Origin of the sequence: Corallococcus sp. CA041A, from assembly GCF_003612075.1 — a bacterium.
Lineage (GTDB): Bacteria > Myxococcota > Myxococcia > Myxococcales > Myxococcaceae > Corallococcus > Corallococcus exiguus.
This window is the reverse complement of sequence record NZ_RAWF01000008.1, coordinates 43,789-70,249: the sequence shown is the minus strand read 5'-3', so window position 1 is coordinate 70,249 and position 26,461 is coordinate 43,789. Positions and strand designations below refer to the sequence as shown.

Genomic DNA, 26,461 nt, shown 5'->3' with positions numbered 1-26,461 from the left:
TGGGTTTCCCTCCAATCCAGGTTTCATTTCGTTTCATCCGTGCTGAAGGAGGCCGCGGTGGGGCAGGAGCAACGCGAAACGGGGAGCGCCGCTGCTCTGGGGCAGTCATCCGTGGCGGGCGACCTCGTGGACACGCGTCGCTTCCAGCGCGCCGGGTCGCTCCTGCGAGAGGCGCTCTTCGAATTGGACGCGGCGGGCCGCCTCGTCCTGGCGACCCCCGCCTGGGAGCGCCTGGTCGGAGCTCCCGTGCACGCGTGGCTGGGCCGCGTACTCGTGGAGCTGTTCCACCCGGAGGACCGGGACCAGGCGCGGGTGCTGCTGCGCACGGCGCTGTCGCGCACGGACGTGCCCTCGCGGCTGGAGCTGCGGCTGTCTGGCGGCACGCAGCCGCGCTGGGTGGAGTTGTCCGTGACGGGCGACCCGGAGCACCTGGGCGGTGTGCTGGGCACGCTGGTGGACGTCACCCCGCGCCGTCTGGCGGAGGAGGCCGCCGCCACGCGCGAGCGCTACCTGGGCGCGATGGTGGAGGTGCAGCGGCAGCTGCTCGCGCCAGAGGGCTCCGGGGATTTCTACAACGCCGTCCTGGAGCCGCTGGGCCGCGTCGCGGGCGCCAGCCGCGCCTACGTCTTCGAGTTCCACCGCGACGCCTCCGGACGGATGCTCCAGTCCCAGCGCGCGGAGTGGTGCGCGCCCGGCATCTCGCGCGAACTGGACAACCCGGACACGCAAGCGTGGCCCATCGACCAGGCCTTCACGCTGCACCAGCTGGAGCAGCTCCACCGGGGCGAGGCCGTGCAGGGCTCGCCGGAGGACTTCGGCGCGGACAACGCGCCGGTGCTCCTGGCGCAGGGCATCCGTTCGCTGTTGGTGCTGCCCCTGGTGGTGCACGGCGAATCGTTCGGCTTCATCGGCTTCGACAACTGCGACGACGCGCGGCCCTGGTCGCACGTGGAGGTGAAGCTGTTGTCCGGCGCGGCCGGCGCGCTGTCGCTGGCGCTGGAGCAGCACACCACGGACGCGCTGCGCGTGCGCACGGAGACGGCGCTGCGCCGCACGGAGGCCGGCTTCCACCTGCTCATCGAAGGGTTCCCGGACCCCGTGGTGGTGCACACCACGGACGGCATGCTCCTGTCGGTGAACCCGGCCATGGCCAACTACCTGGGCTACCAGGACCCCGCGCAGCTGTTGGGCCGGCACCTGCTGGGCTTGGTGCGGCGCGAGGACCAGGAGGTCGCGCGCCGCCACCTGGAGGAGGCGCAGGACGGGGCGCTGGCGGCCCGCTCGCATGAAGTGCCGCTGGTGCGCCGCGACGGGCAGGTGGTGAGCGCGGACCTGGTGACGCTGGGCGTGCTCTTCGACGGCGTGCCCGCGCGCGTGACGGTGGCGCGCGACTTCACCGAGCGCAAGCACATGCAGGCGCAGCTCATGCTGGGGGACCGGCTGGCCTCCATGGGCATGCTGGCCGCGGGCATCGCGCACGAGTTGAACAACCCGCTGTCCTACGTGCTCTCCAACCTGGAGTTCCTGCACCGCGCGCTGGGCCCCATGCCCCGGCCCCTGGGCGCCGAGGAGCTGCTGGAGTACCAGCAGGTGCTGGACGACGCGCGCGAGGGCTCCGAGCGGATGCGGCAAATCGTCCGCCAGCTCAAGGTCTTCTCCCGCGTGGACGACGCGCACGAGGAGTCGGTGGACCTGCACCGCGTGCTGGACTCCGTCGCGCAGATGGCGGCCAGTGAAATCCGGCCGCGCGCCCGCCTGGTGAAGCAGTACGGCGTCGTGCCGACGGTGCGCGCCAACGAGGGCAAGCTGTTCCAGGTGTTCCTCAACCTGGTCATCAACGCCGCGCACGCGATCCCGGAAGGCTTCACGGACGAGCACGAGATCCGGCTCATCAGCCGCGTGGACGACGACGGCCGGGTGGTGGTGGAGGTGCGCGACACGGGCCGGGGCATCGCGCCGGAGCTGCTGCGCCGCATCTTCGACCCCTTCTTCACCACCAAGGCGCCGGGCCAGGGCACCGGCCTGGGCCTGTCCATCTGCGACACCATCGTGCGCGCGCTGGGCGGCACCATCGCCGCGGAGTCCACGCAGGGCCACGGCGCCACCTTCCGCGTCACCCTGCACGTCGCCGCGCGGCCCACACTCGGGGCCTGACCGGCCCGCATTCCGCGTCCATGCGGCGGAGCGGGCCGCCCGTCCGCTGCCGCGAAATGGACTGAATCCGCCGCGCTCCCGTGTTCGAGTGTGGAGCGTCGGACGGCCTGCCCTCGCGTGCGCTCCCCTCCAGGGGACGACAGCGACACGCTGGGACCCGCCGCCGCCGGGGGCCTTCCCTTCCGGAAGGCCGTGGAGGATGTCATGCGCACGCTGAACGCCCGCCTCGCTCCCGTGCTCGGGTTGCTGCTGGGCTGCGTGCTGTCGCTGGGGCCGGGCGCTACCCCCCGGCTGTCCACGGCGAGCGCGCAGGAGGGAACGCCGCGGGCTCCGGCTCCGGCGCAAGCTCCGGCGGACGCGTGCGCGGGCTCGGCGAACTTCCTCATTGGCGCGGCGCGCTCGGACATCACCGGCCCCGCGGCGGAGGTGGGGATGATGGGCTACGGGCAGGTGTCCCAGAAGACGGAGGGCATCCACCTGCGACTGTACTCGCGGGCGTTCGTCATCGCCTCGCCATGCAACGGCCGCCGCGTGGCCTTCGTCAGCGCGGACCTGGGCATGGTGTTCCAGGCGGTGAAGCAGCAGGTGGTGGAGCGGCTGCGCTCGAAGCTGGGCGACACGTTCTCCGACGACAACGTGCTGCTCAGCGCCACGCACACGCACTCCGGGCCGGGCGGCTTCAGCCACTACACGTTCTACAACCTGACCACCTTCGGCTTCGTGCCCCAGAACTTCGAGGCCATCGTCTCCGGCATCACGGACTCCATCCTCCGCGCCAACGCACGCCTGGCCGAGGGCTCGCTGCGGCTGTCCTCGGGCGACCTGCACGGCGCCAGCATCAACCGCTCACCGGAGGCCTACCTGCGCAACCCGGAGTCCGAGCGCGCCCGCTATCCCGACAACGTGGACAACCGCATGACGCTGCTCCGGATGACGGCAGCGGATGGGCGCGAGCTGGGGCTCGTCAACTGGTTCGCCGTGCACGCAACGTCCTTCGGCAACACGAACACGTACATCACTGGCGACAACAAGGGGCTCGCGGCGCACACGTTCGAGGTGGAGAAGGGAGGACGGACGCCCGGAGGCCCGGACACCTTCGTCGCGGCGTTCGCGAACTCGAATGAAGGCGACGTCACGCCCAACATCCTGGGCGGCACGAACGGCGGCGGCGCGAACGACTTCGAGGACGCGGCCCTGTCCGCGAAGAAGCAATACGACTTCGCCGAGCACCTGTGGTCCACCGCCGGGATGCCGGTGATGGGCGGCGTGGACTACCGGCACGCCTACGTGAAGATGGACGCGGTGGACGTCGCGCCCGCGTTCACGGACGGCAGAACGCACCGCACCTGTCCCGCGGCCATCGGCCTGTCCATGCTGGCGGGCGCGGAGGACGGGCCCGGCTTCGGTTCGGAAGGGGCCACGTGCGAGAACGTGCATGACGTGTGGAGCCAGTTCACCTGCGCCGCCGTCACCACGCCCTGCCAGGGAGAGAAGCCCATCGTCCTGGAGATGGGCACCATGAAGCCCTACCCGTGGACCCCGGAGGTGCTGCCCCTGCAGGTGGTGACGGTGGGCCCTCTGGCGCTGGTGGCCGTGCCCTTCGAGGTGACCACCATGGCGGGCCGCCGGCTGCGCGACACGGTGCGCGCGCAGCTCCAGGGCACGGGCGTGACGGACGTGGTCATCGCGGGACCGGCCAACGACTATTCGGGCTACGTGGCCACGCGCGAGGAGTACGCGCGCCAGGACTACGAGGGCGCGTCCACGCACTTCGGCCCGTGGACGCTGGGGGCGCTGCAACAGTCCTTCACGGGGCTCGCGAGCGCGTTGCGCGAAGGGGCGTCCGTGCCGCCCGGTCCCACGCCGCGCGACCTGCGCAAGGTGGTGGTGGGGCTGCAGCCCGGCGTGGTGTTCGACGACAAGCTGCTCTGGGTGGACTTCGGCGCCGTCTCGGAGGAGGCGAAGGCTTCCTACGCGCGTGGCGACACGGCGAGCGTCACCTTCTGGGGCGGCCATCCGCGCAATGACCTGAAGACAGGCGGCACCTTCCTGCGCGTGCAGCGGCGGGAGCCGGACGGCACGTGGCGGGACGTGGCGAACGACGGGGACGGCGTCGCGCTGTACCACTGGCAGCGCGAGTTCTGCGTGCCCACGCTCGCGTGCTCGAAGGTGCGAATCACGTGGCCCATTCCCCGGGACACGCAGCCGGGCACGTACCGGCTGGTGCACGAGGGGAACTGGAAGTCCGGCTGGGACGGGCGCATCCACCCGTACGCGGGAAGCTCGCGCCCGTTCACCGTGCGCTAGCGCGAGTCAGTCGCAGGAGCCGTCCGGGTTGCAGCGCTTGTCGCACTTCTTGCAGGCCTCGCCGCCCTTGCCGCACTGGTTCTTGTTGGGCGCGGGGATGCAGCTGTTGCCTTCGCAGCAGCCGGCGCAGGTGGACGGGTCGCACTTGCAGAAGCCGTTGATGCATGCGAGCCCCGGACCGCACGCATTGCCGAGGCCGCAGACGCACTTGCCTCCGTTGCAGCGGCTGGCGTTGAGGTCACAGGACGGGCCAGTGCCGCAGCCGCAGGTGCCGCGGCTGGTGCAGGTGTCGGCGCGGTCCGAGTCGCAGATTTCGCAGGCGATGCCGCCCACGCCGCAGGTGCGGAAGGTGCGGGACGTGCACACGCCGTCGCGGCAGCAGCCGTCCGGGCAGTCCACGCAGAAGGTGCCGCCGTTGGAGGCGGTCAGCCGCACGGTGACCTCCACCTCGTAGCCGTCGCGCACGGTGGCGGTGGCCTCGCCGGTGGCGACCGTCGCGTCGTCGCGCAGGCCGTCCACGCGGATGGTGGCCTGGGTGCCGTTGGCCGCGCCGTCCAGGAGGACGCGGAACGTCTCACCGTTCACGAGCGCGCGGCTGGAGTCCTCGGGCAGCAGCGTGGTGGGCACGGAGGCGCCGTCCGCGGTGGCGGAGATGCGCAGCCGGGTGAGGTTCAGGGCGGGCTCGAACTGGGCGGTGACGAAGAGCGCGGTGCCGGCCGCGGCGGCGGGGTCGCGGCAGGCGGTCAGGGACACCAGCGCGAGCAGGCCGCTGCACAGGAGGAGCCGGGCGAGTGTCCGGCCGGGGGTTGCTCCCACAGAAGTCATGATGACGCGGAGGGTAGCGGTTCCCCGCTGCGACGTGGAAAGCATGGCGGGGGCGGGCCTGGCGGCGTTGGGCAGCGGACGCTCACGTCCGGTGTGTCACCGGCCGTGCTTCTCGCGTGGCACCCGGGGCGGGAAGGCCGCAGCATGAGGGAGCGCGCGACACCCGAGGGAGGCGGCAACGGCATGGTGGTCATCGTCATGGGCGTTTCAGGCACCGGGAAGTCCACGGTGGGCCGGGCGCTCGCGGACCGGCTGGGGTGGACGTTCGTGGACGCGGACGACCTGCACTCGGTGGAGAACCGCCGGAAGATGGCCGCGGGCACGCCGCTGACGGACGTGGACCGGCAGCCGTGGCTGGAACTCCTGCGCGCGAGGATGGAGAAGGCGCTGGATGCGGACGAGGACCTGGTGCTGGCGTTCTCCGGCCTCAAGGCCTTCTACCGCGCGAGGCTCACCGTGGACTCCGCGCGAGAGCGCTGGGTGTACCTGCACGCGTCCGCGTCCCTCATCCGCGAGCGGCTCCAGAAGCGCCTGGGCCACTTCATGCCGGCGTCGCTGCTCGACAGCCAGCTGGAGACCCTGGAGGTCCCCGACGACGCGTTCACCGTGGACGTGACGCCGCCGCCCGAAGGCATCGTCGACCGCATCGTGGCGGGGCTGGCGTTGAAGCCCGGGGCGTAGGGCTTTCTCAGCGCACGGGCTCGACGGTGGCGCCCAGGCGCTCCAGCAACTCGCGGTACCAGGTGAAGGCGCGCTCGGTGTGGCCCTTCAGCTCCTTCGTGCCCCAGAGCAGCGTGAGAGTGCGGCGCGTGGTGGCGTCCGTCTTGGTGCGCTGGGCGTCCTTCACCGCGTTGGCGCACGGGCCCTGCGCGTCGAAGAGGCACAAGAGGCCCTCCAGGTCGATGGCCTGCCCGGACGCGTTGAAGACGTAGCGGTCGCCCTGGATGGCGGTGGAGACGCGGAACGGGGCCTGGGCTTTGTCCAGGTCCACGACGCTGATGGGCAGGCCGCTGTGCAGGGACACGGCGTTGCAGGCGTCCACCGCGGCGTTGATGGTGCCCAGGGTGCCGTCGCCGGAGGCTCGCACCAGGTACTCGGAGGCGGGCTTGCCCCGGCCCGTGGGCTTGTAGCCGCCATGGCGGAGCAGGTCGCGCACGGCGCCCCGGACGGCGTCGTCACTCTGGACGGGGGCGGTGGCGCCGGGCCTCAGCAGGGCTTGCAGCCAGTCGGGCGCGGGCAGGTCCCCCAGGGGAGCGGGAAAAGTGGAGGTGAAGGCGATGAGGTCGAGGAGGGGATGGTTGTCGACGGTCAGCACGGCGGCACTCTACGCCACGCGCTGGTAGGGTAGGGATGGCTGCTGTTCCCTTCGTCCTCCCCTGGAGCCTCGCCATGCCCACGCTCATCCCGAAGCCCATCCGCGTGACGGCCGTGGGCAACAAGCCGAAGCTCATCGACGAGTACGTGGGCCGGGTGAACTCCAAGACGTCCAACATCAGCGTGGCCCACATGCGCAGCCCCGGCGGGTGGGAGGAGCCGGGCCAGACGCCCGAGTTCCGTGAAATCACCCTGGTGCTCGCGGGCACGCTGCGGGTGGAGCACAAGGGCGGGGTGATGGACGTCCACGCCGGCCAGACGGTGGTGTGCGAGCCCGGCGAGTGGGTCCGCTACAGCACCCCCGAGGAGGACGGCGCGGAGTACGTGGCCATCTGCACCCCGGCGTTCTCCCCGGGCACGGTGCACCGGGACGACTGAGGCCCGCGTTCCAAGCCGGGCGGAATCCCGGGCGGAGGCCTGCCTGCCCGGCCGCGTGGATGGACCTGGGGCCGTTGGGGGTTCGGAACCATCCCTCCGGCGGGCGGCTCGTGGCATAAGGGCGCGCCGCCTGATTCCCCGGGCCTTTTCGGTACGCACATGATCCGTCTCGACAACATCGGCAAGCAACACGGTCAGCAGATCCTCTTCATCGAGGCGTCGGCCGCGCTCCACAAGGGCGAAAAGGTGGGCCTGGTGGGCCCGAACGGCGCGGGCAAGACGACGCTGTTCCGGATGATGACCGGCCAGGAGTACCCAGACGAGGGACAGGTCTCCATCGACCGGGGCGTCACGATTGGCTACTTCAGCCAGGACGTCGGTGAGATGAACGGCCGCAGCGCGGTGTCCGAAGTGATGGACGGCGCGGGCCCGGTGAGCACCGTCGCGGCGGAGATGAAGCACCTGGAAGCCGCCATGGGTGACCCGGACCAGGCGGACAACATGGAGAAGCTCGTCGAGCGCTACGGCGTCGTGCAGGGCCGGTTCGAGGAGCTGGGCGGGTACGCGCTGGAGGGCCGCGCGCGGGAAATCCTCGCGGGCCTGGGCTTCAGCGAAGAGATGATGGACGGCGACGTGGGCAAGCTGTCGGGCGGCTGGAAGATGCGCGTGGCGCTCTCCCGCATCCTGCTGATGCGGCCAGACGCGATGTTCCTGGACGAGCCCTCCAACCACCTGGACCTGGAGTCGCTCATCTGGCTGGAGGGTTTCCTCAAGGGGTACGAGGGCGGTCTGCTGATGACGTCGCACGATCGCGAGTTCATGAACCGCATCGTGACGAAGGTGGTGGAGATCGACGGCGGTTCGCTGACGACGTACTCGGGCAACTACGACTTCTACGAAGGCCAGCGCGCGCAGAACGAGGCGCAGCAGCAGGCGCAGTACGAGCGTCAGCAGGCGATGCTCGCGAAGGAGATCAAGTTCATCGAGCGGTTCAAGGCCCGCGCGTCGCACGCGGCGCAGGTGCAGAGCCGGGTGAAGAAGCTGGAGAAGATTGAGAAGGTGGAGCCGCCGAAGCGCCGCTCCACGGTGCTCTTCGAGTTCCAGCCGCCGCCGCGTTCAGGTGACGACGTGGTGAACCTGAAGAACGTGAGCAAGGGCTACGGCAAGCGGACCATCTACGACGGCCTGGACTTCCTGGTGCGCCGCGCGGAGCGCTGGTGTGTGATGGGCGTGAACGGCGCGGGCAAGTCCACGTTGCTGAAGCTGGTGACGGGCTCGACGCAGCCGGATGAAGGCACGGTGGCGTTGGGTGGCAGCGTGAAGATGGGCTACTTCGCGCAGCACGCCATGGACCTGTTGGACGGAGAGAAGACGGTCTTCGAGCAGCTGTCGGATTCGTTCCCCAGGGCGGGGCAGGGCTCGCTGAGGGCGCTGGCCGGCTGCTTCGGGTTCAGCGGCGACGAGGTGGAGAAGAAGTGCCGGGTGTTGTCGGGTGGAGAGAAGGCGCGTCTGGTGATGGCGCAGATGCTCTACGACCCGCCGAACTTCCTGGTGCTGGACGAGCCCACGAACCACCTGGACATGGGCACGAAGGAGATGCTGATCACGGCGCTCTCGCGCTACGAGGGCACGATGTTGTTCGTGTCCCACGACCGGCACTTCCTGGGAGCGCTGTCCAACCGCGTGCTGGAGCTGACGCCGGACGGCATCCACAAGTACGGCGGCGGCTACACGGAGTACGTCGCGCGCACGGGCCAGGAAGCCCCGGGTCTGCGCAGCTGACGTATCAGTCGCCCAGAGCGTGGGAGCGCTCTGGGCGTCTTTGCTTCAATGGAAGCCGTCTCGGATGTCGAACTTCTCTTGGGGAGAGAAGGACTTGATCGCCATCAGGAGCATCCAGCCGGATTGGTGGAGGTGGGAGCACCAAGAACGGAAACGGCCTCATCGTGGAGGGCCTTGAACGCCGTTGCGCAGCGCGCTTCCCGGCGGAAGACCGAGATCCCGAAGTTCTCAAGTTGCTCGTCGGGGGAGAACCCGTAGGTCACCTTCCCCGGGTATCCGCCCAGTGTGGCGCCTTGTCCGAGGGCTTCCGCTTCGGCGCGTGTCATGCCATGGCGGAGTCGAGCAAACAGGGGGAGGGGAGAGGCTTGCGACGCATCCGGTAACGATGCGTCCGGTGTGGCTGGGCTCGCCGAACTCATCCGATGCCTGGTCAAAAAAATCCTGTGGCTCCAGCCAGGAGAAGCCAGGATGTCTTATGGGTTGGCATTGAAATCTCATCCATGAGGGATGCCTTCAGGGCCTGTGGTTCTTGTTCGGGCTACTTCAGGACTTCCCGCTGGATCCTGTCCACAATGGAGAGGTGCTCCTTCTCCAGGTACTCGATTCCGGCACGCTCAAACTTGGGGCGCGCAAGTCGAACGGCCTCGCGTATCGCGTCCAGTAACCAACGGACATCAGGTGTATGGACTTGTTCCTCTGGAACGGCAATCTGAAGCATGAGCGTTCGTTCCTTGCGCGAGAATTTTGCCGTGCGGACTCCCGTGAACTCTGGCTTGAGGAGAGAGCCGGGCACATGGAAGACGATGTCCAATGCTCCGGAATCGCTCTTTTCTATCGGGCCTCGCGCCTTCCCGATCAGACGGATCGCCTTTTCAATGGGGGCGTCGGCGAGTTCAGGACCGCCAAAGACGGCGCCAATGTACATCATGGGAGTCCCTTGCCTGCCCAGGGCTCATGGTTGAGTGGTCCGGGATCGAGTTCCACCATGTCACGTTCGATGTCGAGCATCAGTCGTCACCGGTTCCTGAGCTTCAAGGGCGGCTGCCGGAGGCCATGAACGCATGTGCTGAAATCAATCCTCTATATGTTCCCAGTCCGCAGCGTCCACCGAGAACTCAAATTTTGCCTGACTTATGGCCTCTTCAAGGTTTTGGTGCCATGTGTCACCGAGTGGTTCCCCGTTGACTCCCTGGCGGAACAAGTAGAGGGCGCCTTCTTCGATTGCGATTTCAATCGAAGCAACGGGTTTGCCCATTGATTTTACTGTTTTTGATTTGATGATCGCTCTGAGTTTCATGGGGATAGTGGGATGTGGTCGTTCTCAATGACTTTGCCAAAGGAGTTCAGCGCTTCGAAATGCCCATGCGGGTACGGTGTTCTCCCGCGGCCGCTCAAGTCACCGTCGGTCATCCGGACTTGCCGTAGCCCGTCTGCGGATCTGTAAACTCCTGGTGCGATGTGGCGGTAATTGGGGCCCAACCATTCTTCAGCCGCGCCTAGGAAATCGTCTGGATCGATAGGGCCGGAGTAACTACCAATGTCTCCGTATCCTTCAGTAGATGCGCTGGAGCAGGCTGGGCCAGTGCTTGTTGTGTCATTCCCAAAGTGGTTCCAGAGGAAGGCCTGGATGGGAGCCTCCAGGAAGTTCTCATTGAGCCAGGTGCCCGCGAGCCATCCGCCTGAGAAGGCGATTCCTGCTCCCGCGACCCAGTTGAGGGAGACTCCCGCCGCGACCGTCACGACGGGCGTGGGGCCCGCGAAACGACCGCTCGGGTCAATCAGGTTGACTGGATCGTTACCCACGTAGGCGTAGAGGTTGGAGTCCCCGCCCGCGAATCGGATGGGATCCTTGGCCGTCCAGCGCCCCGTTTCGGCGTCGTAGTCCCTCGCCCCGAAGCGGGTCAGCTTCGTGTCCCGGTCATGGAGGCCCCCCGCGAAGCCGAAGGGCTGGAAGCCGGGGTTCGAATCCGCGACGACATTGCCCCAGACGTCGTACTCCATGCGCTGCACCACCGCCCCGTTCCGGGTGTCGACGACGAGGCGCGGGCTTCCCAGCGGGTCCGCGAGGATGCGGTAGGTGATGCCTCCCTTGAACATGAAGTCGGGCGCATGGCCCCGCGTGGCATGGACGAAGCGGCTGACGACGTTCCCCGCGCCATCGAGCTCCGCGATGACCCGCCGCCCCTCGTAGAGGAAGCCCTGGATGAGCGTGCCATCCACCTTCTTGCCGACACGCCTCGACGCGGCGTCGAGCAAGTACTCGAGCTGCGTGCCGTCAGGGAGCGCGACATGGACCAGCCCGCCCAGTGCGTCATACGCGTACTGGGTGGTGCGTGTTCCCTCCGTGCGTGTCTGGAGGTCCCCGCCAGGGCCGTAGCTGTAGGTCCTGTTCCCAAAGGTCAGGAGCCGGTCCTGGGCGTCATGGGTGGCCGTCTGCAGCTCGCCCCGGAGGACGGAGGTGCGGTTGCCATTGGCGTCGTAGGTGTTCTCCTCCAGGAGGGCACCGTCGCGGGTGACGGACGCCAGCCGTCCCGCCTCGTCATGGGTGAAGACGTCCGTATGGGCGGTGGTCCCCTCGGTTTCAGTTCGCCGGACGATGCGGCCCAGCACGTCGCGTTCCAATTGGTAGGACAACAGCGGGACGTCCCCGGAAGCGGCGGACCAGGACTCCAACTCCCCGTAGGCGTTGGAGGTTTCAACGGTGGAGATCGAGCCGAGATGTGTCCGCGCGAGGAGCCCATTGTCGTCGCGCCGTGACAGCGTCAGCGCTCCCGCCGAGACGAGCAGTCCGTCCAGGTCATAGGCATACGCCACGGGCGTCCCGCCATTGACGGACGACGTCGCGATCCGGAAGTCCGTGTCGTGGCTGTACTGGAGCGACCCTGCCACGGCTCCCTTCCAGGAAACGCCGGTCACCAGTGGACCGTCGTGGCTGAATTCGAGCCCCACTCCTGAGGTGCTCGCGAGCGAGCGGAGACGCCCTGCTCCGTCATAGCCAGTCGTGACGCGCGTGCCCGGGATGTCCAGGGTGACGAGTCGCCCCGCGGCGTCGTAGGCGAATGACACGGCGCCGCCCGGCTGTCGGAACTCGGTGAGCGCATCATCCAGGTCGTAGGTGTAGCCAGACGCGAAGGCGCTCCCTCCAGGAGGCGCATATGACGCCAGTGCCTCCGTGGCCGTGTACTGGAACGCGTGTGAGGGCCGTCCGGGTGGCGTCACCGAGGCGGGCGAGTCCCCCGTCTCATAGGTGAATCCCGTGACACGGTTTCCAGGAAGGGTGCTGGAGGTGAGGCGACCGGCCTCGTCCCGCGTGAAGACGGTGGCGCGGTCCAGCCCATCCGTCACGGAGCGCAAGGCGCCGTCCGCTCCATACGCGAAGGTCCTCCGCCGGCTCCCCTGGACGATGGAACCGGGACGGCCCTCCTCGTCGTAGGTGAACTCCACCGGAAGCAGGCCCGGCGCCTCGGCCTTGTGGAGGCGCCCCTGCGCGTCCATCGTGAGGACCGACACCCTGCCCATGGGGCTGGTGGAAAGGAGCCGTCGGCCAGACGGCTCATAGCGGGCGGTGGTGGTCCGGCCATTCACCGTCACCGTGTCCGTCTGCGTCCCCACGTCCAGCAGCGTGCCCTGGGGCAGGAGCGTCACCTCTCGCTGGTGACTGGATGTGGAGCTCGACCCGCTCGGCAGCTTCACGGTGCGCGACGCCACGAGCGGCGACTGCATGCCCAGGCGGGGCTCCGGCGTCTCCACCACCGTGGTGACCGTGCCATCCGGTGCGGTGGAGACCGTGGTGCCATTCGGTAAACGCAGCGTCGTCCACGCCGTCCCATCCGCCGCGGTGGTGATGCGCCGCTGGACGCCTGACTCCAGGTCTTCCAACTGGTACTTCCGGGCGCGCCCCATCGCGGTGGAGAGCGTCACCGTGTAGCCGGTATCCCCCTGCGCCCGTGTGAGGGCCTTGAATCCTCCCGAGGGGTTGGAGTCCTTCGTCAGCCAGCCCTCCGGGCTGTATTCGAACAGGTGCATCCCGCCGCGTTCGTCTCGCAGGGATGAGAGCAGTCCGCCCTCCTGGTAGGTCAGGGTCACGCTCTCCCTGCCTGGCCGGGCGAGGGAGGCGAGCAATCCATCGGGCCCTACCTTCAACACGGTGCGCTGGCCGTGGGGCGCCAGGATGGCGGTGGGTGTCCCTGCCGCGTCCCGTTCAATCCGGGTGATGCGGCCATGGCCGTCCATGATGGACACCAGCCGTGCGTTCTCGTCGTAGGAGAAGCGATGGCGGACCGCGAGCGTCCAGGCCTCCAGGGTGCAGAGGTGCCGCCCCTGCCAGCCAAAGCCATACAGCTCGCTGCCGTCGGGGGAGGGCACGAGGTCATCGACCTGGCCACAGGGTGTCTCCAGAGTCCCTGCCGGATACTGGGGCGGCGCGGGCGCGGTGACGACCGGTGCCGCTGGCCCCCCTCCGGCGAAGACAAAGAGGTTGCCGTCCAAGGAGACCCTGCGGACGACGAACTGGGACGCGTCCCCCACAAGGAGGCTGCCATCGAGGGCCACGGCGAGCCCCTTGGGCGCTGTCAGACTGGCGAGGGGTCCTTCCTTGGAAGGATCTCCTCCGCATCCGCCGTTGTTGATGGCCCACGCGCTGCCATCCGGGAGGAGGCGGTGCAGAAGGCATCGGTGAGAAGACGACGTGTAGAGGCTGCCGTCAGGGCCGAGGGCAAGGCCCCAGAGTGAGCCTCGCGGGGACTCCTCGTACAGCTTCTGCCCGCGGGACCTGCTGCCGATGCGCAGCTCCTCCTCGTCCAGTGAGGAGAGCAGCGTGAACAGTCTGCCCTCCGTATCCACCTGTCGCAGACGGCGGTTGCCCGAGTCCACGAAGGAGATGACGCCTTCATGGCTCACGACCAGTGCACGCGGTGTGTCCAGGTCCGCCGTGATCGCGAGCCCGCCTTCCCTCGATGCCCCACGGGTACCCGCGCCCGCCACCGTGGAGATGATGCCGTCTGGCGTGGCGCGACGGATGCGGTGGTTGCCGGTATCCGCGAGGTAGAGGCTGCCGTCCGGTCCCACCGCGACGCCCGCGGGAGCATTCAGGTTCGCCAGGGGCGCGGGACCTCCGTCTCCACCGTCCGCCGCGAGCCCCGTGCCCACCACAGTGGAGATGCGTCCGTCTGGAGTGACCTGGCGGATGCGGTGGTTGCCCGTGTCCGCGATGTAGAGGATTCCCTCCGGCCCCACGGCCACCGCCTCGGGAGAATCCAGGCTGGCGAGGAGCGCCCTGCCGCCATCTCCCGCCGCGCCCTTCACCCCGTTGCCCGCCACCGTGGCGATGACCCCATTGGGCTTCACCTGCCGGATGCGGTGGTTACCCGTGTCCGCGATGTAGACCGTTCCATCCGCCGCGACGGCAACGCCCTGGGGCGCGGCGAGACGCGCCTGCTTCGCCGGGCCATGGTCTCCACTGAAGGTCGGCGTCGCGGTGGTCAGCACCCTGGGCGTCCGTCCCAGGGGCTCCCGCCCGGGAAGGGTTCCTCCCTGGCCCAGGTAGAGGGTGCTCCGCCACGGGTCGTAGACATGATGCGTGTCGAGGCTCCAGCCTCCCAGTTGGCTGAAGTCCGGCAGGGACACCTCCGTGGCGGTGTGGAACTGCCACAGCGTCGTGCCCCGGCCGTCAGGGCCCTCGAACTGAGTACTTCGATCTCCATACCGGGCCCAGGCCTGGTACTGATCATCCGGGCTCGCGTAGTAGCTCAACCCGTAGACGTAGCCGATCCGGATGTGGACGGTCTGTTCTCCCCACACCTGCCGGCCGAAAGCATCCAGGCCATCCCAGACGAAGCGATAGCTCTGGTGCGGACGCGGAGGGAAGGTTCGGGCGAAGTCCTGTCCCGCGACGTTCACGATGAGGACGATGTTCTTCAGGCTCGCGGGGACGTGGCCTCCGCTCAGCGGGATCCGGAGGGCCCGGTTCGCGGTGCGGGCGGCGGCCCGGTCACTGCGGTAGTGAAGTTGGAAGGGCGTCCCGGGGATGGACAGGACCTCTCCCAACGTCTGGTTCTGGCATTCGATGATGCTGCCGCTTTCACAGTCGGGCTGGGCCTCTGGTGTCTCAGCCCGTGGCTCGGGTTGCTGGGGCTCTTGCGCATCCGGTGGAGGCCCAAAAGGCCAGTTGTAGTCATACGGCGTGAAGTGCGTGATGGGCACCCGCCACAGGCTCTTGCCCACGGCATACAAGGCGGCCAGGCGTGCACGCTCCGCATCGGTGAAGCCCAAGGCGGTCAATTGCTCGCGGTCGTCAGGCGCGCCATCTCCATCCGCATCCACTTGAGCGAGCCCGTCGCGTTCCCCCACGAGCGCGATGACCCGCCCATTGTCCGAGGTGCGCCAGTGGCCCTGTTGCCGGTCGTAGTAGCCGGAGGGCACGACGAGACCCGCTGGAAACGCGAGGAAGTTGTCCACGTATCCCTGGACCGGCGGGCTGAAGCGCACCTCGGTGGCGCCTGCCTCCAGCGCTTCGTCCACGCTCAGCTCCACGGCGTAGGTGTAGCCGCTGGTGGCTGGCAGCATGCCGGGCATGGCCGCGGGGCCCTCGGGGCCCACGGTGTACTCGGTCGCGCGTACGTGAAACGGTCCGGTCAGGGGAACACGGGTCCCGTCGCGCAGGAGCATCTCCGCCTGGGTTCCGGGCGCGAACACCAGGGTGGCCTGGCGGCTGCCGGCGCTGTCCTCCACCACGCTGCCCCGCGCGACCTGGAGCTCCGTGGCTCCCGGTGTGATGGCCGTGACGCTGGAGTCCAAGGCGGTCAACACCACCTCTGGAAGGGGAACGAATTCGCGCCACGGGACATCCACCTGTCGCTGGACGGGGAGGAACCCTGGCTTCTCCACTTCGAGCGTGAGTGCCCCACCGCCATTCACTGCGAGCGAGTACTCACCTTGGGCATTCGTGAGCGTATGACCCAGTTCGGGGTGGGCAAGGACACCCATGCGGGCATCCACGATGGGCTGTCCATTCCTGCCCATCACCTTCCCGCGAATGACGCCAATCCTGCGTGTATCCAAGGCACCTTCGGCCACGCCCACCTGCACCGGGTTCGGGCCTTTGTAGAGAAACTCGATGGAGGCGCCGAAGTCGGTGGGGATGGTGCGGTCGATGGCCGAGGGAGCCTGCACCCCGCCTCCATCCATGCCGGCGTCCACTCCGCCACACGTGGCGGAAATGCAGACCTCGTCAGGGGGAGAGGGAGCATCCTGTCCGGGGCATCCCCACAGCCCCCCTGCCAACAACAGCAGGAAGCCATGCCAAGGCCATAGGACCAGCCTGGGCCGGGTTTGCTCTTGCATCCGTTCCCCCGAAAGACAGAGTCGGCCTATAGCCTGTCGGTCGTCAGCCAGGCAGGTCAACGAGGGGCTGGGATGGTTTGTTTGTCCTTACGGGACTACTTGGCCTGCCCGCGAGTCGCATCAGGCGCTGTCATGCTACGAGTGCACAACATTGTTGTGCCCCACGGCCGGCACTTCCTGGGCGCGCTGTCCAACCGCGTGCTGGAGTTGACGCCGGACGGCATCCACAAGTACGGCGGCGGCTACACGGAGTACGCCGCGCGCACGGGCCAGGAAGCCCCGGGGCTGCGCAGCTAGATGGCTCCTGCTGCCGCATGGCCACGCGGTAGTCGTCCCTAGCGCCGGCGCACTCGTTGTCGGTCAGCTTTCGATCTGCCTCGTCCAGGATGCTCATGGCTTGCCGCTCGCGAACGTGAGGATCCTGAAGGTATCGAGTCTGGGACCGAGCTCCATCATGAATCTCAGTGAAAGCCGTTTGTAATGTCGATCATCTTGTGAGGAGAGAAGGACTTGATCGCCATCAGGAGCATCCAGCCGGTTCCTCCGTCCGATGGGGCGATTTGTCTGCAGCAGATGCGAAGCACTGAGTCACTGAGGGTCCAGTCTTCGCACTGCTTTCCTCCCACCTCGCGGTTGGTGGAGGTGGGAGAGCCAAGAACGGAAACTGCCTCATCGTGGAGGGCCTTGAACGCCGTTGCGCAGCGCGCTTCCCTGCGAACGACCGAGGCCCCAAGGTTCTCAAGCTTTTCGTCAGAGGAAAACCAGTAGGTCACCCTCGCCGGGTACCCGCTCAATGTGAGGTTTTGTCCGAGCGCTTCCGCTTCGGCTCGTGTCATGCCATGGCGGAGTCGAGTCAATAGGGCAATGGATTGCATGGGCTGCGCTTGAGGGGAAGCGTTGAGTGACGCATCGGGTAATGATGCTTCTGGCGCGACCGGACTCGTCGAGTTCATCCAATGCACGGTCAAAAAACCTCCTGTGGCTCCAGCCAGGAGAAGCCAGGACGTCCTATGGGTTGGCATTGAAAACCTCGTCCAGGAAGGCCGTTGTCATGCTCTGGGCTTCCATTTCAACTTCAAGGAAGATAAGTCCTTCGAAAGATGTTTTATATGGATTTTGTGAAAACTGGGTGCTGTGCCACATCTCATGGAACAAGACTTCCTCGACGGAGTGCCCAGACCTGGGGGCGAGGCGAGTGTCGATGATGCTCACGAAGGCTTGAGGGGCGAGATATCGCTGGGTTCCGTCTGGCCGCGCGGAGCATACGTTTCCCATCCGGCGTGAATGGCCCGGAGTGCGATTCCCCTCACGATCTCGCATCTGGCTCCCTTGACTGAAGCTGAACTCATGCGGGCTGTTCTCCAGCGTGTCGACGGTGAACCGGCCCAGTTCCGTGGCCTTGATGTTGTTGAACGCGGACTGTAGCGCAGGGGCGATGGAGACGATGCGCCGTCCATCAGGATCGATGAACTGGTGGGGCTGGTTCGCGGCGTAGGCATAGAGGTTCGAATCTCCGCCTGCGAACCGGATGGGGTCCTTGGCCGTCCAGCGCCCCGTTTCGGCGTCGTAGTCCCGCGCCCCGAAGCGGGTCAGTCTCGTGTCCCGGTCGTAGAGGCCTCCCGCGAAGCCGAAGGGCTGGAAGCCGGGGTTCGAATCCGCGACGACGTTGCCCCAGACGTCGTACTCCATGCGCTGCACCACCGTCCCGTTCCGGGTGTCGACGACGAGGCGCGGGCTTCCCAGTGGGTCCGTGAGGATGCGGTAGGTGATCCCTCCCTTGAGCATGAAATCGGGCGCATGCCCCCGCGTGGCATGGACGAAGCGGCTGGCGACGTTTCCCGCGCCATCGAGCTCCGCGACGACCCGCCGCCCCTCGTAGAGAAAGCCCTGGATGAGCGTGCCATCCGCCTTCTTGCCGACCCGCCTCGACGCCGCGTCGAGCACGTATTCGAGTTGCGTGCCGTCCGGGAGTTCGACGTGCACCAGCGCACCCAGCGCGTCATACGCGTATTGGGTGGTGTGCGCTCCCTCCGTGCGCGTCTGAAGGTCCCCGTTGGCGCCGTAGCTATAGGTCTTGTCCCCCAAGGACAGCAGCCGGTCCTGGGCGTCATGGGTGGCTGTTTGCAACTCGTCTCGGAGGACGGAGATGCGGTTGCCATTGGCGTCGTAGGTGTTCGCCTCCAGCAGGACTCCGTCGCGGGTGACGGAGGCCAGCCGTCCGGCCTCGTCATGGGTGAAGACGTCCGTATGGACGGTGGTCCCCTCCGTCTCGGTCCGCTGGACGATGCTGCCCAACTCGTCGCGCTCCAGTTGGTAGGACAAGAGCGAGACGGCTCCAGAAGCGGCGGACCAGGACTCCTGCTCTCCGTAGGCATTGGATGCTTCAACGGTGGAAACCGAGCCGAGCCGTGTTCCCGAGAGCAGGCCGTTGTCGTCGCGCCGTGACAGCGTCAGCGCTCCCGCCGAGACGAGCAGTCCGTCCAGGTCATAGGCATACGCCACGGGCGACTCGCCATTGACGGCGGACGTCGCGACCCGGAAGTCCGCGTCATGGCCGTACTGGAGCGACCCTGTCACGGCGCCCTTCCAGGAAACGCCAGTCACCAGCGGACCGTCGTGGCTGAACTCGAGCCCCACCCCGGAGGTGCTCGCGAGCGAGCGGAGACGTCCTGCGCCGTCATAGCCAGTCGTGACCCGCGTGCCAGGGATGTCCAGGGTGGCGAGTCTCCCCGCGGCGTCGTAGGCGAAGGACACGGTGCCGCCCGGCTGTCGGAGCCCGGTGAGTGCGTCATCCAGGTCGTAGGTGTAGCCCGACGCGAAGGCGCTCCCGCCAGGAGGCTCATACGACGCCAGTGCCTCCGTGGCTGTGTATTGGAATGCGTGTGAGGGCCGCCCGGGTGGCGTCATCGAAGCGGGCGCGTCCCCCGTCTCATAGGTGAAACCCGTGACCCGGTTTCCCGGAAGCGTGCTGGAGGTGATGCGACCTGCCTCGTCCCGCGTGAGGACGCTGGCGCGGTCCAGCCCATCCACCACGGAGCGCAAGGCGCCGTCCGCTCCATACGTGAAGGCCCTTCGCCGGCTCCCCTGGACGACGGAACCGGGGCGGCCTCCCTCGTCGTAGGTGAACGCCACCGGAAGCAGGCCTGGCGCCTCGGCCTTGTGGAGGCGTCCCTGCGCGTCCAGCGTGAGGACCGACACCCTGCCCATGGGGCTGGTGGAGAGGAGCCTTCGTCCGGAGGCTTCATAGCGGACGGTGGTGGTCCGGCCATTCACCGTCACCGTGTCTGTCTGTGTCCCCACGTCCAGCAGCGTGCCCTGGGGCAGGAGGGTCACCTCCCGCTGGTGCGTGGACATGGAGGTGAGCCCGCTCGGCAGCTTCACGGTGCGCGATGCCACGAGCGGCGACTGCATGCCCAGGCGGGGCTCCGGCGTCTCCACCACCGTGGTCACCATGCCATCCGGCGCGGTGTAGACCGTGGTGCCATTCGGTGAGCGCAGCGTCGTCCACGCCGTCCCATCCGCCGCGGTGGTGACGCGCCGCTGGACGCCTGACTCCAGGTCTTCCAGTTGGTATTTCCGGGTGCGCCCCAGCGCGGTGGAGAGCGCCACCGTGTAGCCGGTGTCTTCCTTCGTCCGTGTGAGCGCCTTGAATCCTCCCGAGGGCTGGGAGTCCTTCGTCAGCCAGCCTTCCGGGCCGTATTCGAACAGGTGCATCCCGCCGTGTTCGTCACATAGGGATGAGAGCAGCCCGCCCTCCTGGTAGGTCAGGGCCACGCGCTCCCTGCCTGGCCGGACGATGGAGGCGAGCAATCCATCGGGCCCTGTCTTCAACTCGGTGCGCTGGCCGTGTGGGGCCAGGATGGCCGTGGGTGCCCCTGCCGCGTCCCGTTCAATCCGGGTGATGAGGCCGGCCCCGTCCGTGACCGAAACCAACCGCGCGCTCTCGTCGTAGGAGAAGCGATACCTGACCGCGAGCGCCCAGGACTCCAGGGTGCAGAGGTGCCGCCCCTGCCAACCAAAGCCATACAGCTCGCTGCCGTCGGAGGAGGGCACGAGGTCATCGACCTGGCCACAGGGCGTCTCCAGGGTCCCCACTGGATATTGGGGCGGCGCGGGGGCGGTGACGACCGGTGCCGCCGGTCCCCCTCCGGCGAAGACAAAGAGAGCGCCGTCCAATGAGACCCTGCGGATGACGAACTGGGACGCGTCCGCCACGAGGAGGCTGCCATCAAGGGCCACGGCGAGCCCCCTGGGCGCGGTGAGGCTCGCGGAGGGGCCTTCGTCCGAGGGCGCGCCTCCGCATCCGCCGCTGTTGATGGCCCATGCGCTTCCATCCGGGAAGAGGCGGTGCAGGAGACATCGATGCGAGGATGACGTGTAGAGGCTGCCGTCAGGGCCGAGGGCAAGGCCCCAAAGCCAGCCTCGCGGCGATTCGTCGTACAGCTTCTGCCCGCGTGTCCTGCCGGTGCGCAGTTCCTCCTCGTCCGGTGAAGTGAGCAGCGTGAAGAGCCTGCCCTCCGTATCGACACGGCGCAGGCGGCGGTTGCCTGAGTCCACGAAAGAGAGGACGCCTTCGGGGCCCACGACCAGTGCACGAGGTGTATCCAGTTTCGCCGCGACAGCGAGTCCGCCTTCTCCCGCATTGCCACGAGCACCCGTGCCCGCCACCGTGGAGATGATGCCGTCTGGCGTGACGCGACGGATGCGGTGGTTGCCGGTATCCGCGAGGTAGATGCTGCCGTCCGGTCCTACTGCGGCGCCTGCGGGAGCATTCAGGTTCGCCAGGGTCGCGCGCCCCCCGTCTCCGCCGTCCGCCGCGAGTCCCGTGCCCGCCACCGTGGAGATGAGTCCGTCTGACGTGACGCGACGGATGCGGTGGTTGCCCGTGTCCGCGATGTACAGCGCTCCGTCTAGCCCCACGGCCACCGCCTCGGGAGAGGCCAGACTGGCGATGAGCGCCCTGCCACCATCTCCCGTCGCGCCCTTCACCCCGTTGCCCGCCACCGTGGAGAGGACCCCATTGGGCCGCACCTGCCGGATGCGGTGGTTGCCCGTATCCGCGATGTAGACCGTTCCGTCCGCCGCGACGGCGATCCCTTGGGGCGCCGCGAGGCGCGCCTGCTTCGCCGGGCCGTGGTCTCCACTGAAGGTGGGCGTCGCGGTGGTCAGCACCCGGGGCGTCTTGCCCAGGGATTCCCGCCCGGGAAGGGCGCCTCCCTGGCCCAGATAGAGGGTGCTCCGCCACGGGTCGTAGGCATGATGCGCGTCGAGGCTCCAGCCTCCCAGTTGGCTGAAGTCCGGCAGGGACACCACCGTGGCGGTGTGGAACTGCCACAGCGTCGTGTCCCGGCCGTCAGAGCCCTCGAACCGGGTGCTTCGCTCTCCATACCGGGCCCAGGCCTGGTACTGATCATCCGGGCTCGCGTAGTAGCTCAACCCGTAGACGTAGCCGATCCGGATGCGGGCGGTCTGTTCCCCCCAGACCTGCCGGCCAAAAGCATCCAGACCATCCCATACGAAGCGATAGCTCTGGTTCGGACGCGCGGGGAAGGTTCGAGCGAAGGCCTGTCCCGCGACGTTCACGATGAGGACGATGTTCTTCAGGCTTGCGGGAACGTGACCTCCGCTCAGCGGAATCCGGAGGGCCCGGTTTGCGGTGCGGGCGGCGGCCCGGTCGCTGCGGTAGTGAAGCTGGAACGGCGTCCCCGGAATGGCCAGGATCTCTCCTAACGTCTGGTTCTGGCATTCGATGATGCTTCCGCTTTCACAGTCGGGCTGGGCCTCCGGTGTCTCAGTTCGTGGCTCGGGTTGCTGGGGTTCTTGCGCATCCGGTGGAGGCCCAAAAGGCCAGTTGAAGTCATACGGCGTGAAGTGCGTGATGGGCACCCGCCACAGGCTCTTGCCCACGGCATACAAGGCGGCCAGGCGCGCACGTTCCGCATCGGTGAAGCCCAGGGCCGTCAGTTGCTCTCGGTCGTCAGGTGCTCCGTCCCCGTCCGCATCCACTTGAGCGAGTCCCTCGCGTTCTCCAACGAGCGCGATGACCCGCCCATTCTCCGAGGCGCGCCAGCGCCCCTGCTGCCGGTCGTAGTAGCCGGAGGGCACGACGAGACCCGGTGGAAAGGCCAGGAAGTTGTCCACGTATCCCTGGACGGGTGGGCTGAAGCGCACCTCGGTGGCGCCTGCCTGCAGCGCTTCGTCGACACTCAGTTCCACGGCGTAGGTGTAGCCACTGGTGGCGGGCAGCATGCCGGGCATGGCGGCGGGGCCTTCGCTCCCGACGGTGTACTCGGTCGCGCGCACGTGAAATGGACCTGTCAGGGGAACACGGGTCCCGTCGCGCAGGAACATCGCCGCCTGGGTTCCGGGCGCGAACAGCAGGGTGGCTCGGCGGCTGCCAGCGCTGTCCTCCACCACGCTGCCTTGTGCGACCTGGAGCTCCGCGGTTCCTGGCGTGATGGCTGTGACGTTGGAGTCCAAGGCGGTCAAGACCACCTCTGGGAGCGGAATGAATTCGCGCCACGGAGCATTCACCTGTCGTTGGACGGGCAGGAACCCTGGCTTCTCCACGTCGATCGTGAGTGCCCCTCCGCCATTTACCGCGAGCGAGTACTCACCCTGGGCATTCGTGAGCGTGTGGCCCAACTCGGGGTGGGCGAGAACATCGATGCGAGCAGCCACGATGGGCTGCCCAGTCCTTCCCAACACCTTCCCGCGGATGACGGCAACCCGGCGTGGCTCCAGGGCCCCCTCGGCCACGTCCACCTGTATCGGGTTCGGACCCCTGTAGAGAAACTCGATGGAGGCGCCGAAGTCCGTCGGGACGGTGGGGTCGATGGCCGAGGGCGCCGGCACTCCGCCTCCATCCATGCCGGCATCGCCTGAGAGGCCGCCATCCGATCCGCCGCACATGGAGGAGAGGCAGGACTCGTCGGGATGAGAGGGAACATCCTGTCCGGAGCATCCCCATAGCCCCCCTCCCAACAACAGCAGGAGGCCATGCCATGGCCATGGAACTGGCCTGGATAGAGATTGCTTTTGCATCCATCCCCCGAAAGACAAAGTCGGCCCATAGCCTGCCGGTCGTCAGCCAGGTAGGGCAATGAGGGGATGGGATGGGTTGTATGTCCTTGCGGAGTGGCTCAACCTGCCCGCCAGTCGCACCGGGCCCCGTTCCTTCCGGGCCCCGACACTTTCGGCTCTCGCCGCACGGAAAAGCGAAGGCCTCCTGCCAGTCGGAGTGCCAGGAAATGAGAGACGAGCTGCTTCAGCGGCTACCCGGAGTACGTCGCGCGCACGGGCCAGGAAGCCCCGGGCCTGCGCAGCGGAGAAGTCCCAGGGGCCCCGCGAGCACGGGGCCCCACCGGGCTACTCGAACAGCTTGCTCGCGAGCCGGGCCAGTCGCTGCGCCTTGCCCCGGTACGGCGGGAAGAAGAGGTTCGTGAAGGCCGTGCGGCCCTGCCGCACCACCGCGCGCTCGTGGCTGAAGGCCTTGAAGCCCGCTTCTCCGTGGTACGCGCCCAGCCCGCTCTGCCCCACGCCTCCGAAGGGCAGGTGCGGGTTCACGTTGTGCAACACCACGTTGTTCACCACCGTGCCGCCCGCGCTCGTCTCCTTCAGCAGGCGCTCCACCGTGGCCTCTTCATGGCTGAAGACATACATGGCCAGCGGCTTGCCGCCCGCGCGCACCTGCGTCACCACTTCATCCAGTGACTCGAAGCGCAGCACCGGCAACAGCGGCCCGAAGATCTCCTCGTCCATCACCGCCGACTCCGGCGTCACGTCCGCCAGCACTGTCGGCGCGATGTAGCGCGTCTCCGCGTGCACGCCGCCGCCCGCCACCACCCGCGCTCCTCCCGCCACGGACTCATCCAGCAGTCGGCACACGCGCTTGAACGCGCCGTCATCCACCATCCGGCAGAAGTCCGGCGTCGCGCGCCGTGCCTCCTCTGTCTTCCCGTAGAAGCGCTCCAGCGCGGCCTTCATCCCGGAGAGCAGCGCCTCTTCCTTCGACGCGTGCACCCAGACGTGGTCCGGCGCGATGCACGTCTGTCCCGCGTTGAGGAACTTCCCCCACACAATCCGCTCCGCCGCCGCGTCCACGTCCGCTGACGCATCCACGATGACCGGCGACTTCCCACCCAACTCCAGCGTCACTCCCGACAGGTGCCGCGCCGCCGCCTCCATCACCCGCCGGCCCACGCGCGGCCCGCCCGTGAAGAAGAAGTGGTCGAACGGCAGCCGCAACAACGCCTCGCCCACCTCCGCGCCGCCCTCCACCAGCGCCACCTCGTCCTGCGGAAACACGTCCCGCAGCAGCTGCGCCAGGAAGCGCGCCGTGCCCGGCGTCTTCTCGCTCGGCTTGCACAGCACCGCGTTGCCCGCCGCCACCGCCGCCACCAGCGGCGACACCAGCAGGTGGAACGGGTAGTTCCACGGCGCCAGGACGAGCACCACGCCCTTGGGCTCCGGATGAACCTCGCTCTTCGTGCCCGCGAGCAGCAGCGGCGCCCCCACCTTGCGCGGCTTCATCCACGCCTTCAGGTGCTTCTGCACGTGCGCCAGCTCCAGCAGCACGGGGAGGATTTCCGTCGCCTCCACCTCCGCGGGCGGCTTGCGGAAGTCCTCGTGCAGCGCGTCCGCCAGCTCCTCACGCCGCTCCAGGAGCAGCGCCTTGAGCTTCTCCAGCCGCGCGAGGCGCTCCTTGGGCCCTGTCTTCGCCAGCTCCCAGCGGCGCGCCTGGAGGCGGTCGAACACCGCCTGCAGGTCTCCCGGGACCAGGGCCTCCTCCACTGACACCACGCGCATGCCGGTTCCTCTCTCCCTCCCCAGGACCTACTCCAGCATCCGGGTCGCCTTGGAAGCCCATTCCTGGGTCTTTCCCCGATACGGCGGGAAGAACACCGCGGCCAGCGACTTCATCCACTGAACCATCACCGCCCGCTCGTGGCTGAACGTCTTGAAGCCGTAGTGCCCGTGGTAGTTCCCCAACCCGCTCATCCCCACCCCGCCAAACGGCAGGTTCGGGTTCGCCACGTGGATGAGCACGTTGTTCACCACCACCCCGCCGGACGTCGTGTGCTGGAGCACCTCCTCCACCCTCTTCGAGTCCTGCGAGAACACGTACAGCGCCAGCGGCTTCCCGCCTTCGTTGATGTGCGCGTAGACCTCCTCGCGCCGCTCGTACGTCAGCACCGGCAACACCGGCCCGAAGATTTCCGCCTCCATGATGGGCATCTTCGTCGTCACCCCGGACAACACCGTGGGTGCCACGTACCGCGACGGCCCGTCCGCCGTACCGCCCGCTTCCACCTTCGCCCCCGCGGCGACCGTGCGGTCGAGCACTTCCTTGATCCGCCTCCACGCCGCCGGGTCCACCACCCGCGCGAAGTCCGGGCTCGCCTGACGCTCGGCCTCCGTCGCGCCGTAGAAGCGCGTCAGCACCGCCTTGAACGCCTCCAGGAACTCCTGCTGCTTCGATGCCGGCACGTAGATGTAGTCCGGCGCCACGCACGTCTGGCCCGCGTTGACGAACTTGCCCCACGCCAGCGCCTCCGCCGCCGCCTTCAGGTTCGCCGACTCGTCGATGATGACCGGCGACTTGCCGCCCAATTCCAGCGTCACGCTGGACAGGAACTTCGTCGCCGCCGCCATCACCTTGCGGCCGATGTTCGGGTTGCCCGTGAAGAAGAAGTGGTCGAACGGCTGCTGGAGCAGCACTTCCGCCACCTCCGCGCCGCCCTCGAACACCGCCACCTCGTTCTCCGGATAGATGTCTCGCACCAGCTTCGCCAGGAAGCGCGACGTGTGCGGCGTCTTCTCGCTGGGCTTGAGCATCACCGCGTTGCCCGCGGCGATGGCCGCGATGAGCGGCGCCGCCAGCAACTGGAACGGGTAGTTCCACGGCGACAAGATGACCACCACGCCCTTCGCCTCGAAGCGCACGTGGCTGGACGCGCCCTTGAGCGTCAGCGGCGTCGCCACCCGCTTGGGCTTCATCCACGACTTCAGGTGCTTCACCGTGTGGTTCAGCTCCTCCAGCGTCGGGTGGATCTCCGTCAGCTCCACCTCCATCGCAGGCTTGCGGAAGTCCTGGTGGATGGCCTCCGCCAGCTGCTCGCGCCGCGCGATGATGGCCTCGCGCAGCTTGCGCAGCCTCGCGATGCGCTCCGCGGGAGTGCTGCGCGACAGGTTCCAGCGGTTCGCGCGCTGCGACTCGAACACCGCGCGGATGCGGTCCACTTCAACCGTGGCCTGGGGGAGGAGGGACGCGACGGCTTCCAGCATGACGGGCTCCGTT

At 67.8% G+C, this 26,461-nt stretch carries 15 protein-coding genes; 6 read left to right on the top strand and 9 right to left on the bottom strand.

The window, feature by feature from the left end; all coding sequences use genetic code 11:
- Positions 1-111: 111 nt before the first annotated feature.
- Together D7V77_RS02730 and D7V77_RS02725 are read left to right on the top strand one after the other, a co-directional pair.
- A complete protein-coding gene (locus D7V77_RS02730) occupies positions 112-2,154 on the top strand; it encodes an ATP-binding protein (RefSeq protein WP_233596637.1) in 2,043 nt (680 codons plus the stop codon).
- A 204-nt stretch (positions 2,155-2,358) separates the two neighbouring features.
- Entirely contained in the window at positions 2,359-4,461 is a 2,103-nt protein-coding gene (locus D7V77_RS02725) for a neutral/alkaline ceramidase (RefSeq protein ID WP_120574729.1), read from the top strand.
- Positions 4,462-4,467: 6 nt separating this feature from the next.
- Here D7V77_RS02725 and D7V77_RS02720 read toward each other — a convergent pair whose 3' ends face one another.
- The gene (locus D7V77_RS02720; RefSeq protein WP_120574711.1) at positions 4,468-5,286 is read right to left on the bottom strand and encodes a cadherin-like beta sandwich domain-containing protein; all 819 of its coding nucleotides are present in this window, start codon (positions 5,284-5,286) and stop codon (positions 4,468-4,470) included.
- Positions 5,287-5,469: 183 nt separating this feature from the next.
- On the opposite strand from D7V77_RS02720, the gene D7V77_RS02715 reads away from it, so the two are divergent.
- A complete protein-coding gene (locus D7V77_RS02715) occupies positions 5,470-5,967 on the top strand; it encodes a gluconokinase (protein ID WP_120574728.1) in 498 nt (165 codons plus the stop codon).
- 7 nt (positions 5,968-5,974) lie between these two features.
- Here D7V77_RS02715 and D7V77_RS02710 read toward each other — a convergent pair whose 3' ends face one another.
- Positions 5,975-6,601, bottom strand: a complete 627-nt coding sequence (locus D7V77_RS02710; protein ID WP_120574710.1) for a phenylalanine--tRNA ligase beta subunit-related protein — start codon at positions 6,599-6,601, stop codon at positions 5,975-5,977.
- A 74-nt stretch (positions 6,602-6,675) separates the two neighbouring features.
- Between D7V77_RS02710 and D7V77_RS02705 the strand changes: the two genes are divergently transcribed.
- Together D7V77_RS02705 and D7V77_RS02700 are read left to right on the top strand one after the other, a co-directional pair.
- Positions 6,676-7,038, top strand: coding sequence for a cupin domain-containing protein (locus D7V77_RS02705; protein ID WP_120574709.1), 363 nt, complete (start codon positions 6,676-6,678; stop codon positions 7,036-7,038).
- A gap of 159 nt (positions 7,039-7,197) precedes the next feature.
- The gene (locus D7V77_RS02700) at positions 7,198-8,820 is read left to right on the top strand and encodes an ABC-F family ATP-binding cassette domain-containing protein (protein WP_120574708.1); all 1,623 of its coding nucleotides are present in this window, start codon (positions 7,198-7,200) and stop codon (positions 8,818-8,820) included.
- A 538-nt stretch (positions 8,821-9,358) separates the two neighbouring features.
- On the opposite strand, the gene D7V77_RS02695 is transcribed toward D7V77_RS02700, so the two are convergent.
- The 3 genes from D7V77_RS02695 to D7V77_RS02690 form a co-directional block, all read right to left on the bottom strand.
- Positions 9,359-9,748: a hypothetical protein gene (locus D7V77_RS02695; RefSeq protein WP_120574707.1), complete on the bottom strand. Its 390-nt coding sequence runs from the start codon at positions 9,746-9,748 to the stop codon at positions 9,359-9,361.
- Between the two features lie 144 nt (positions 9,749-9,892).
- Positions 9,893-10,117, bottom strand: a complete 225-nt coding sequence (locus tag D7V77_RS43165; protein WP_126933088.1) for a hypothetical protein — start codon at positions 10,115-10,117, stop codon at positions 9,893-9,895.
- Entirely contained in the window at positions 10,114-16,005 is a 5,892-nt protein-coding gene (locus D7V77_RS02690) for an RHS repeat-associated core domain-containing protein (protein WP_147451966.1), read from the bottom strand. Before D7V77_RS02690 ends, D7V77_RS43165 begins: the two co-directional genes overlap by 4 nt.
- A gap of 297 nt (positions 16,006-16,302) precedes the next feature.
- Between D7V77_RS02690 and D7V77_RS43560 the strand changes: the two genes are divergently transcribed.
- A complete protein-coding gene (locus D7V77_RS43560; protein ID WP_158624285.1) occupies positions 16,303-16,458 on the top strand; it encodes a hypothetical protein in 156 nt (51 codons plus the stop codon).
- Positions 16,459-16,622: 164 nt separating this feature from the next.
- Here D7V77_RS43560 and D7V77_RS43160 read toward each other — a convergent pair whose 3' ends face one another.
- The 4 genes from D7V77_RS43160 to D7V77_RS02675 form a co-directional block, all read right to left on the bottom strand.
- Complete coding sequence (locus D7V77_RS43160; protein WP_147451965.1) at positions 16,623-17,123, bottom strand: hypothetical protein; 501 nt, start codon at positions 17,121-17,123, stop codon at positions 16,623-16,625.
- 46 nt (positions 17,124-17,169) lie between these two features.
- Positions 17,170-23,031: an RHS repeat-associated core domain-containing protein gene (locus D7V77_RS02685; RefSeq protein ID WP_158624283.1), complete on the bottom strand. Its 5,862-nt coding sequence runs from the start codon at positions 23,029-23,031 to the stop codon at positions 17,170-17,172.
- Positions 23,032-23,529: 498 nt separating this feature from the next.
- The gene (locus D7V77_RS02680) at positions 23,530-24,969 is read right to left on the bottom strand and encodes an aldehyde dehydrogenase family protein (RefSeq protein WP_120574704.1); all 1,440 of its coding nucleotides are present in this window, start codon (positions 24,967-24,969) and stop codon (positions 23,530-23,532) included.
- A gap of 27 nt (positions 24,970-24,996) precedes the next feature.
- A complete protein-coding gene (locus D7V77_RS02675; protein WP_120574703.1) occupies positions 24,997-26,448 on the bottom strand; it encodes an aldehyde dehydrogenase family protein in 1,452 nt (483 codons plus the stop codon).
- Between the last annotated feature and the right edge of the window lie 13 nt (positions 26,449-26,461).